Source organism: Amycolatopsis sp. NPDC031561 (assembly GCF_055580625.1).
Genome location: NZ_JBVILA010000046.1, coordinates 32,437 through 41,432 on the forward strand (window position 1 = coordinate 32,437; position 8,996 = coordinate 41,432).

Sequence of the window (8,996 nt, forward strand, 5' to 3'; positions counted from 1 at the left end):
GAGAACATCCACGGTGGCATGACCCTGGACGACTGCCGCCTCAAATTTCTAAACCCGTTCCAGCGGCGTCAGCGATTCGCGGTGGGCAAACTGCTGAACGGGGCTCACTACGAGAGCGGTGAGGCCGTCGAAACAGACCGGTTGGTCACCAAGCTCAGCGACCTGAGGCTCTGGGCACTGGACGGCGTCCCCGAGCTGGACTTCAAACCCGAGCAGCTGGCGGGCGGCAACATCCCACTCGTCAACGAACACAGCGAAGCCATCGACCTGAGCGACGGCGCCCGACTCAAAATGATCCACAGACTCGGCCTCTCTCGACTTGGGGCTCACCCAGCTCCGGAACACCACCACACCGCAGTTCGAGTTCGACGCACCGGTCGACCTGGACACGGCTCTGGAGCACGCGTTCGACCTTCTGGCCGCGGTCACCATCGCCGCGGACCGCGTTGTGGCGTTCGAGAACCTCACGTTCAGCCACCCAGACCTTCTCCGCCCGGGCGGATCACAGCGGGTGGCAGTCGGGCTGCACGAGCAGTGGCGTGCCCTGGCAGACCCGAGCCGCAGCCAGCTGAACAAGGACCTGGCGGCGTTCACCTACGGCCAGCTGGGGCGGGGCGAGGGGCTGCGGCGCTTCCTCGAAGCAGTGCGAAACCACCGCACACTCACCGCCAGATCCTACGGCCGCTCTACGACACGACACCGACCGTGCAGGACTCGTTCTTCACTCGGGTAGCGGCACTCGAAGGCCTTGACAAGCAGCGACACCCGCAGAGGACATATCTGGTCGACCGGTTGAAGCGGCTTGCCCGCAACGCTGGACCATCGTTCGAGTCGCTGGTGGGCGACGGCGACGCGGTCGAGCGCTGGTCTGAGCGTATGACGAAGCTGCGCAACAACATCGGCCACGGTAACCCCGTGCCGCTGCACCAGAGCGCTGCGGAGTTGTACGAGGCAGCCTACTGGCTGTTCGTCCTCAACCTGCTCGTCGAGGCTCACGCGCCCGCCGCCGTCTACACCAACCTGACGACCACGGCACGGCGATTCACTTTCCTGCGCAACCACGTCCGTCGGCACTTCTGAGGCCAAAGAATCCAGGCGCCGCCCGTTGGCGCGAGGTCGATGAGGGGCGAAGTCGTCCGAAGGCTCGCTAGGTCAGCGTGACGTCGCCGCAAAAGCGACCGTAGCCAACAGCAGGCCGACAGAGGTGAGGAGAAGCCAGGTGGCCTTGCGCAGCTTGAGGTAGCGATAACGATGCAGCTGGGTAACCCGCCATAACTCGTCGAGAGCTCCTGCCAACTGCTGCTCAGGCGATTGCTCCATCATCGTGGCCCTGAACTCCGCGAAGGTCGCCCACCTGCGGCTGATGCCAGACAGGTTGTACAGCGTCGAGGCGTCACTGCGGGGCCCCGAGAATCGACGCCCAGTGCGACGCAGCATGACCAGCGCCTGCGACGCATAAGCGACCGAGCCGGCCACGACCAACAGCGTCATCAGCGCAGATAAGGACACCCAGAGGGGCAGCGATCTCGCCCCGCTCAACGACAGGGCCAGTGCTGTACCTGCAACGACCAGCGCGTTGGTGCTCAGCACCGCCCCAGCACGTGTCGATATTGCAAAGCGCTGGCCGTCCTCCCGCATGAGATGCCAGTGGACGACGTCGAGGTTCACGCCTCGCGACCTCTGGGTTTGCACCTCGACACGCTCGCACTCGGCCACCGCGTCGATCTCAGGGTCGAGGGAGTCATCGCTCACCCCGCCAGTGTGCCCTGACGACGGACTGGGGGCAGGGGCCGAGATGGGCGGCCGAGCAGGCTGACAGCTGGGAACTGTGGTCGACCTGACCGGCTGGCTTTACCGGCCCATGGCGGTACAGGTCAGCTCCGGCAGCAGGACGATCCGCTGATCAGCGTTTCAGGACTCGTCTGGTCGTTTTCTGGCAGGCCAGGGGTAGGCGTTCCACGCGTTGACCAAGATCGGGTTCTCAACTCCGGCCTTCTTTCCGAGATCACGGAGGCTGACGACACCAGTGCTGCTCTTCGCGATCTGCGCAAGCAGCATGGGTTCGATGTCAGCTCCGTGAGTGACCAGCAGCTCGATGTCGCGTGCACTGGCCGCTGCGACGGGGACATCGGGCAGCGAACCGCCGGGAATGACTGCCCCGTCTTGGTCAAGCATGTAGGCCGTTCCGGTGTAGAAAGGCTCGGCAGTCACGATCAGTCCGAGGATGGGACGGTCGGTCGGGATGTGTACGAAGGCCGGATGGCGTTCGGCGAGGTGACCTACCGTGCGAGTCAGCTGATTCCTGGCGGAGCCCAGCGTCGCGTCGAGCGAGGCCAGCAGCGTGGCATCGCCAGCGCGCGCCGCGGGGCCGAGTCGGCGCGACTTGACCTCGACAAGGATGAGGAGGTTCGGGAGGATGACGAACCAGTCGACACTCTTGTGGCCGCCGCCCTTACCGAACACGATCTCGCCCTCGACTTCCGCACCGGTCATCAGCTTGAGCTGCCGACCGATGTAGTGCTCAAACAGACCACCGAGGTCATCTGCGAAGGCCTTGCCGTGCGCGGCCAAACCGGCGTAGGTGACGGTGCGCATGATGAGCCGGGTTACAGGGGCAACGGGGCCGTCGCCGAGGTCGACGAACGGCGTCGCGACGAGCGGGTTGTAGTCGAAGCGAGCCGCCTCGAGGGACCCCACCGCATGCTCCTTGAACGCAGCCTTAAAGGCCTCGGGTGTAGTTGTCAGCCGAGTTGCGATCTTCTCGATGTTCGACCGTGGGTAGACGTTCAGCACCTCGGCGAAGTTCGGCTGATCGAGCCAGCTCGGCAGGTAGACGCCGCCGTTCTGCAGTGCGCCCACTTGAAGGAAGAATGTCGCACCGATTGCCTCCCGCAACGGAACCCCGTCCAGCATGGCAGCCAGCGACTCCTCGGTGATCACCTTCGTTTCGACGTCAGGGAGGCCCTCCACCATCCAGGCGTGCGACCGGGCGAGTTCCTCGAACATCGGCTCCTGGTACGGGAACTGCTCATACGTTATACGGGTTAGCACGCTGACAAGGAAGTTCTCATCTCTCGCCTCGGCATCGCTCAGGTCCTCCGCGATCTGGAACTTCTGCATCAGCGTCCGCAGAGCAACGGTGTCGACAGGCTTGGAACGGTACTCGTTGCCATACAGAAGCGACTCGCGCGCTGCCGCAGCCAATCCCCATGGAGGCATCTGACGCGTCACTTCGTCCGGATAGGGCGGTTCGCGGAGGGCCGCGGACGCGCGCGCAATGGCTGGCACCAACTCGCTCGGCCGGAAGGCACGGCACGCCTGCCGAAACGCCGAATACGGCAGACTCGGGTCGGGCGAGTAGCTCATGGGCACCAGTCTCTCGCAGAGGCGCCGCTGTCAACCCGGGTAGGTCCCTCGCCGATCTCCTCAACGCGGGCGGGACACGGGCTGCTACCCACCGAAGACGCGACGGTAATACGAGACCAGGTGCAGACGCTCCTCGCCGGCGCTAGTCGGCACCCGGACGTTGCACGTGCGCGAAATCCTAGTCTGACCACGCCCCGCGAAGAACTGGCCACGCAGCAGCGATTCGGTGCCGTGATTGACCGGCTCGATCGCTGTGATCTGCAGCGGCGCGAGGTAGGAGGTCCGGTGTACGACCCGCGCGTTGACGCGGCGGGCGTGCCTGGAGCCGGCACCCGGTATGACGATGAGGTCCGTGTCGTCCGGGACGCAGTGCGCGGCGGTAAGGTAGGTGTACGGACTGAGGAAGGCGCCGCAGGAGCCGGTGAACGTCGTCGGCTTGTTGCCGAGGCCGGCCAGGCGGGCGGTCAACGACATCGTCGATGCTGGCCTTCTTGATCACCTCAGTCCGAGCGTCGCAGCCGTTAGCCACATACCACGAATCACCCTCGATCCTGCACAACGCCACATCACATGCTGGCGGGCGCCCAACCCACGATCGAACCGGTTGACGCCAGGCCCCAGTCGTCGAGGAGGTTGGAGGAACCCTCTCGGGCGAGCGCAGTCGCCTCGGTCAGGCTGCGCCCAGCGGCGATGTGGGTGACCGCAGCAGCGACGAGGCGAGAAGTGGGAGCCTGCGGAACCATCCAGATCCCGCCGACGCAGTGCGTGCACCCTCGCATGAGCAGGCTCGCCGGCAGGTTGATCGGCAGAGCCACTGGAGGCGGACGCCTGCCAGCAAGTCGGCCCTCTACATGACTGCCGATCACCGAGTCGACCTTCCCGCGCCTATCTCGATGTGGTTTGCGCTATCTGCGGCAACGAGCTGTCGGACCTCCTGGTGGCGCGTAAGCAGAGGAGCCATACTCGCGAATCGCGTGACGTAGTCGGCGTCGCCGACCAGCGCTTCCTGCGCACCGCGCCAAGCACTCATCGCGCTCGTGAACCGTTCCCGAACTGGCTCCGATACACCCGGCAGGTACCTGTCGATAAGCAGCTGATGTAGCGGCTGCGGCAGGCTTTTCTGGCGCACAGGTGGCATAAGCCCGGGAATGGCATCGCGGCGGGCCTCCACCTTGCGGCGTAACAGGTCGAGCGGGCTTGGCCCAAGCCGCGAACGCTCGGCTTTGCGGCGTTCGTGCTCGATCCGCACCTCGCCGACCTCAGCGAGCAGGCTCGGTTCGACGCCGTCGCACAAGGTGTCGACCGGTAGCTCGATACGCTGGGTCGCGGCGATCGCCGACGGGCGGAGGGCCAAGGAGATCGAACCGGGTGACTCGAAGACGTTGAGATATCGGAGGACGTCGGCGTCGCCGAGGTCGTCTTGGCTCAGGCGCGCCGCGTTCTCGGTGTTCTCGTCTCGCCAACCCCGCTCCACCGTCAGGTCTCTGGCTCGGAGTGCGACGCGGTACAGGAAGAACTGGGCGCCGCCGTCGTCCTGGTCATCCATCCGGCGCAGCATCGACTCGATCGCCGCTTCGTACGTGCCAACATGCAGTGCCTGATTCTCATGACGGGCACGGGCGCCCTCAGCCGCTCCCGCCGGCATGTGTTCCCGGTACGCCTCGAGGGTCGCGGCCGGCATCGTGCGGCTCCCCAGGGGCCAGTCGGAATACGTGCTGGTGTGATACCAGGCAACGGCGGTGAGGTAGCCGTCGTCGAGGACCGGGTCGTCGGCGTTGCGCAGCGTCATCACAGCTCGCCCGAAGTAAATGTCGGCGCCACACCCGCGGCACGCGATGTGCGCCTGGTTGACTTCCTGGTGGTAGTCGGTGCTGGTGAGCGGGGTGATCGCCGGGCAGGCCGAGCACGCCATGTTGAAGTCGTAGTTAAACGTCACCGGTCTCTCAGCGAGGTCGCGCATGGCTCATTCTGCCTGTTGAGTGGTTTGCACGGCGGAGGTGGCATGGACGCGGGCGGGTCGGTGCTACTTGATCTCATCGGCGCGTCTCGTTGACTAGCGATCGACGCGGCGGTGTGCCTGCATCGTCGTCCGCCGCGTCGGAACCGCCGACGTCCTGCCCGAACACCCAGACAGCACCGACCTGATCATCGGCGAACCCGAATCACAGGTTCACGGCTCACCGCCCCACGAAGTCCTCGATCACCTCGGTCGGCACAGGATTCCCGTGACCGCCTGACACCTGCCCGAAACACGGGGTGTCAAGCCCTGGGTTTCGTGGAGACTGGATTAGCTGGTTTCCAAGGTTGCGGTGACCGGGCGGGTCATCGCGTGGAGCGTCTCGTATTCGCTGGGTGGGAGGTGTCCGAGTTCGCCGTGCAGGCGTCGGTTGTTGTACCAGTCGATGTACTCCACGGTCGCGATTTCCAGGTCGTCGAGGCCGCGCCAGGGCCCTTTGTTGCGGACGAATTCGGCCTTGTAGAGCGAGTTGAACGCCTCGGCCATGGCGTTGTCGTAGCTGTCGCCTCGAGACCCGACCGAGGTGACGGCGTCGGCTTCGGCCAGGCGCTGGGTGTAGCGGATCGCTCGGTATTGCACTCCGCGGTCGCTGTGGTGGACCAGCCCGGTCAGGTCGGCGCCGGCGGCGTGGCGACGCCAGATCGCCATCTGCAGCGCGTCCAGCGCCAGATCCGTGTAGAGGCTGGTGGCGACCTGCCAGCCGACGATCAGGCGGGAGAACACGTCCAGCACGAACGCGGCGTAGACCCCAGCCCGCGGTGGTGCGCACGTAGGTGATGTCCGCGACCCACAATTCGTTCACCCGCGTCGCCGTGAAGTCACGTCCCACCAGGCGGTCGGCCTTCCGGTCTCCGGCGCCGGCCGGGTCGTGCGAGGAGACTTGTCGCGCAGCAGGCCGCGTAACCCGGCCTCACGCATGAGCCGCTCGACCGTGCACCGGGCCACCTCGACGCCGTGGCGGTTCAGCTCAGCCCAGACCTTCCTGGCCCCGTAGACGCCGTAGTTCGCCTCGTGCACCTGCTTGATCTTCTCGGTCAGCTCCCGGTCGGACGCCGCCCGAGCGGACTCGGGACGGGTCTTGGCGGCATAGTAGGTCGACGGTGCGATCTGGGCGGGCGTGCCCTCAAGCACCCGCAGGACCGGCTGGACACCGTGCTCCTTTCGTTGTGAGTCAACGAATTCCACCTTCATCGCGATGGACGGTCCAGCTCCGCCGCGAAGAAAGACGCCGCTGACTTCAGGATCTGGTTCGCCCGACGCAGCTCACGGACCACACGCTCCAACTCGGCGACCCGCACCGCTTCTGTCGAGGTCGTGTCCGGCCGTGCCCCTTCGTCGGTCTCAGCCTGCTTCACCCACGTCCGCAACGTCTCCGGGTGCACACCGAGCTGATCCGCGATCCGCTTGATCGCCCCACCGGCCGACTGGGGGTCGCGCCTGGCCTCGACTGCCAGACGCGTCGCCCGTTCACGCAACTCGTCGGGATACTTCCGTGGTGCCGCCATGACTGTGAATCCTCCGGGTGTTCGATGTCTCCATCAAACCCGGGGCGGGACAGAGGGCTGGTACAACACCCGCCGTCGGCATTCCAGCCTCGACTACCTCAGCCCCGCAGCCTACGAAGCCACCCACGATCCCGCTGCCTCACATCAGGTAGCCTGACAACACCTTATCGTCCCTGTCCGTCCAAACGGGATAGGCCCACATCAGCCAGTGCTAACTGGCCGACCACCACGGCTGAACCTACTTCGAGCGCACGGTCATGCACTGAAGGCTAGCTGTTGGACAACCTTGCTTTCTGCGGTTCTTCGGCGTACGTGTGGCCGCCACAGAGCCTCGAGAGACTAAGAGTGCGTAAGGGTCGGCCACGGCCTCTGCCCGGGCTAGTTCGAGCTCGCGTTGGTGTCGGTGTCGATTTCCGGAGAGCGAGAGGGTGCGACACCCATTATTGGCCCGCTGGACCCATCGAACAGGGGATCGGCGGTGAAGGTCGCGTCACTGAACCTGACGCCGTGGGTGAAGGTTGCGCCGCCGAAGTAGGCGTCTCCGGAGAAGGTCGCTCCGCGAAACGAGGCGTCTCCGGAGAAGGTGGTTTCGCTGAAGACAGCAATGTCAGGAAAGGTCGCTCCACCGAACAGGGCGCCGCCGGAAAAGGCCGCTCCACGGAACAAGGCGCCGTCAGAAAAGGTCACTCCGCTAAAGAAGGCGCTTCCAGAAAAGGTCGCTCCGTTAAAGAAGGCGCTTCCAGAAAAGGCAGTTCCACTGAACGAGGTGTCACCGATAAAGGTCGCACTAGTGAAGATGGCAGTTCGTAGGCGCGCATCGTTCAAGCTGAAGTTGATGAGTTGGGCGCCGTTGAGATCGACATCGAGCGGCCCCCAGTAGGTAGTGCTGTGTTCGGGTTTGAGGTGTGTGCTGAGCAAACGTTGGACGGTGAGTCGGACCTCGCGTTCCTGTGCTTGCTCGCGGTAGATCTCATTTTGCTCGGCGCTGGCTCCGTCTTCGCGATTCTTCTCTAGCGGGAGGTCGTACGGCATGCGCAGGTAGGCACAGAAAACGTTGGCGATGCTCTGGCGCTGGGACTCGGTGTCCTGGGCGAGACGCTCGAGGGCATAGAGACTGCCGAAACGGACCGGCGCCTTATCCGAGCCGAGCTGCTCGATGGCCTTAGTGTACAGGTCTGTGATCCGACGTTCGGTCGCGTCGGCGCGGGCGTCGTCGGCGACTCGTTCCTGGTGCATCTGGGTGGCGGTGGCGACATGCTGCTGGTGGACGAGGGTGCGCTCGCGGTTGTCGAGATCGGCTTCGGTGGAGTGCTGGCGGCGCCAGGCGAGGTAGAGCGCGACCACGCCCCCGCTGCCGACGCCGATGCTGAGCCCGATCTTCAGCGCGTCAAGCCGCGCCGTGACCAGGTCCGCGCCGGCGAGCCCGGCGGTGGCCGGCCACCACAGTAGGGTCACCGCCGCCGCGGTCAGGACCGCGATCACGATGGCGGTCCACCACATCGCGGCCCGGGTCAGCTCAGGCAGCCGCTTCACCGACGCAGACGTCGAATTCGGCGCCACAGTCGCACTGGCGGCTTCCAGCCGCGCATCCTTGGTCATGGCCATCATCGTCGCGTAAACCGATGACGACCTTTCAGACCGACGCGCCAGCGGAATCCTTGGCCGGTCCGAATGGACGGCGATCTCGGCAGGATCGACTGCACCGATCGCACCATGGGATCCGTGTTCCGCTGGGGGGCGAACCCCTTCACCTGCACGTTCCCGCCGAACTCTGCCACCTTTCCGCACTTCTGGCCCGGGTGGCGAGTTGCCCGCCCGTAGATATCTTCGCGATCAGGGAGTCACCAGAAGCTAACTTTTTGGTCGTCGCGGCACCAGTAGTGTGCCGTCCAATCTCGATGGATGGCCCGCTGCCGCGCTCGGACGGAAAAGAACACGCAGTGCAAGAGCCGGGTTGGCCGCGCTGGTGAGCGCTGCCATCGACACGGTCACCTTCACCTACGGCCTCAGTCGTCTAGATGATTGATTCCAAGGTGTCAGTGGTCGTAGGCGGTTAACGACCGCATGACTGGCTGTCCGGTTTTGTCGTTGTGCCAGATCGCGGCGGT

Annotated in this window: 7 protein-coding genes, 1 pseudogene and 1 other annotated feature; of the genes and pseudogenes, 1 reads left to right on the forward strand and 7 read right to left on the reverse strand. The window is 65.0% G+C overall.

Translation table 11 applies throughout. The annotated features are described in order from the left end of the window. Window positions 1-48: 48 nt before the first annotated feature. On the reverse strand, window positions 49-468 hold the full coding sequence (locus ACZ5IK_RS43930) for a hypothetical protein (protein ID WP_465493147.1): 420 nt from the start codon (window positions 466-468) through the stop codon (window positions 49-51). 237 nt (window positions 469-705) lie between these two features. Here ACZ5IK_RS43930 and ACZ5IK_RS43935 point away from each other — a divergent pair, with 237 nt between their 5' ends. Then, window positions 706-1,080, forward strand: coding sequence for a hypothetical protein (locus ACZ5IK_RS43935; protein ID WP_465493148.1), 375 nt, complete (start codon window positions 706-708; stop codon window positions 1,078-1,080). A gap of 72 nt (window positions 1,081-1,152) precedes the next feature. On the opposite strand, the gene ACZ5IK_RS43940 is transcribed toward ACZ5IK_RS43935, so the two are convergent. From ACZ5IK_RS43940 to ACZ5IK_RS43965, 6 genes and pseudogenes are all read right to left on the reverse strand, one after another. Then, window positions 1,153-1,752 carry a Pycsar system effector family protein gene (locus ACZ5IK_RS43940; protein WP_465493149.1) on the reverse strand — a complete coding sequence of 200 codons (600 nt, stop codon included), beginning with the start codon at window positions 1,750-1,752 and terminating at the stop codon, window positions 1,153-1,155. A gap of 159 nt (window positions 1,753-1,911) precedes the next feature. Beyond that, window positions 1,912-3,366: a hypothetical protein gene (locus ACZ5IK_RS43945; protein WP_465493150.1), complete on the reverse strand. Its 1,455-nt coding sequence runs from the start codon at window positions 3,364-3,366 to the stop codon at window positions 1,912-1,914. 84 nt (window positions 3,367-3,450) lie between these two features. Continuing rightward, on the reverse strand, window positions 3,451-3,840 hold the full coding sequence (locus tag ACZ5IK_RS43950) for a hypothetical protein (RefSeq protein ID WP_465493151.1): 390 nt from the start codon (window positions 3,838-3,840) through the stop codon (window positions 3,451-3,453). 388 nt (window positions 3,841-4,228) lie between these two features. Beyond that, complete coding sequence (locus ACZ5IK_RS43955; protein ID WP_465493152.1) at window positions 4,229-5,326, reverse strand: hypothetical protein; 1,098 nt, start codon at window positions 5,324-5,326, stop codon at window positions 4,229-4,231. 327 nt (window positions 5,327-5,653) lie between these two features. Beyond that, a pseudogene (locus ACZ5IK_RS43960) lies at window positions 5,654-6,888 on the reverse strand (IS3 family transposase). After that, window positions 6,482-6,613 (reverse strand) — a sequence feature (AL1L pseudoknot). It overlaps the preceding pseudogene by 132 nt. Window positions 6,889-7,266: 378 nt before the next feature. Beyond that, window positions 7,267-8,487 (reverse strand): pentapeptide repeat-containing protein, encoded by a 1,221-nt coding sequence (locus tag ACZ5IK_RS43965; protein ID WP_465493153.1) that lies wholly within the window; start codon window positions 8,485-8,487, stop codon window positions 7,267-7,269. Between the last annotated feature and the right edge of the window lie 509 nt (window positions 8,488-8,996).

Bases quoted from the DNA above. Each gene is read 5' to 3' on its own strand.
- ACZ5IK_RS43945 (WP_465493150.1), bottom strand. From the start codon at position 3,366: ATGAGCTACTCGCCCGACCCGAGTCTGCCGTATTCGGCGTTTCGGCAG.
- ACZ5IK_RS43950 (WP_465493151.1), bottom strand. From the start codon at position 3,840: ATGTCGTTGACCGCCCGCCTGGCCGGCCTCGGCAACAAGCCGACGACG.
- ACZ5IK_RS43955 (WP_465493152.1), bottom strand. From the start codon at position 5,326: ATGCGCGACCTCGCTGAGAGACCGGTGACGTTTAACTACGACTTCAAC.
- ACZ5IK_RS43965 (WP_465493153.1), bottom strand. From the start codon at position 8,487: ATGACCAAGGATGCGCGGCTGGAAGCCGCCAGTGCGACTGTGGCGCCG.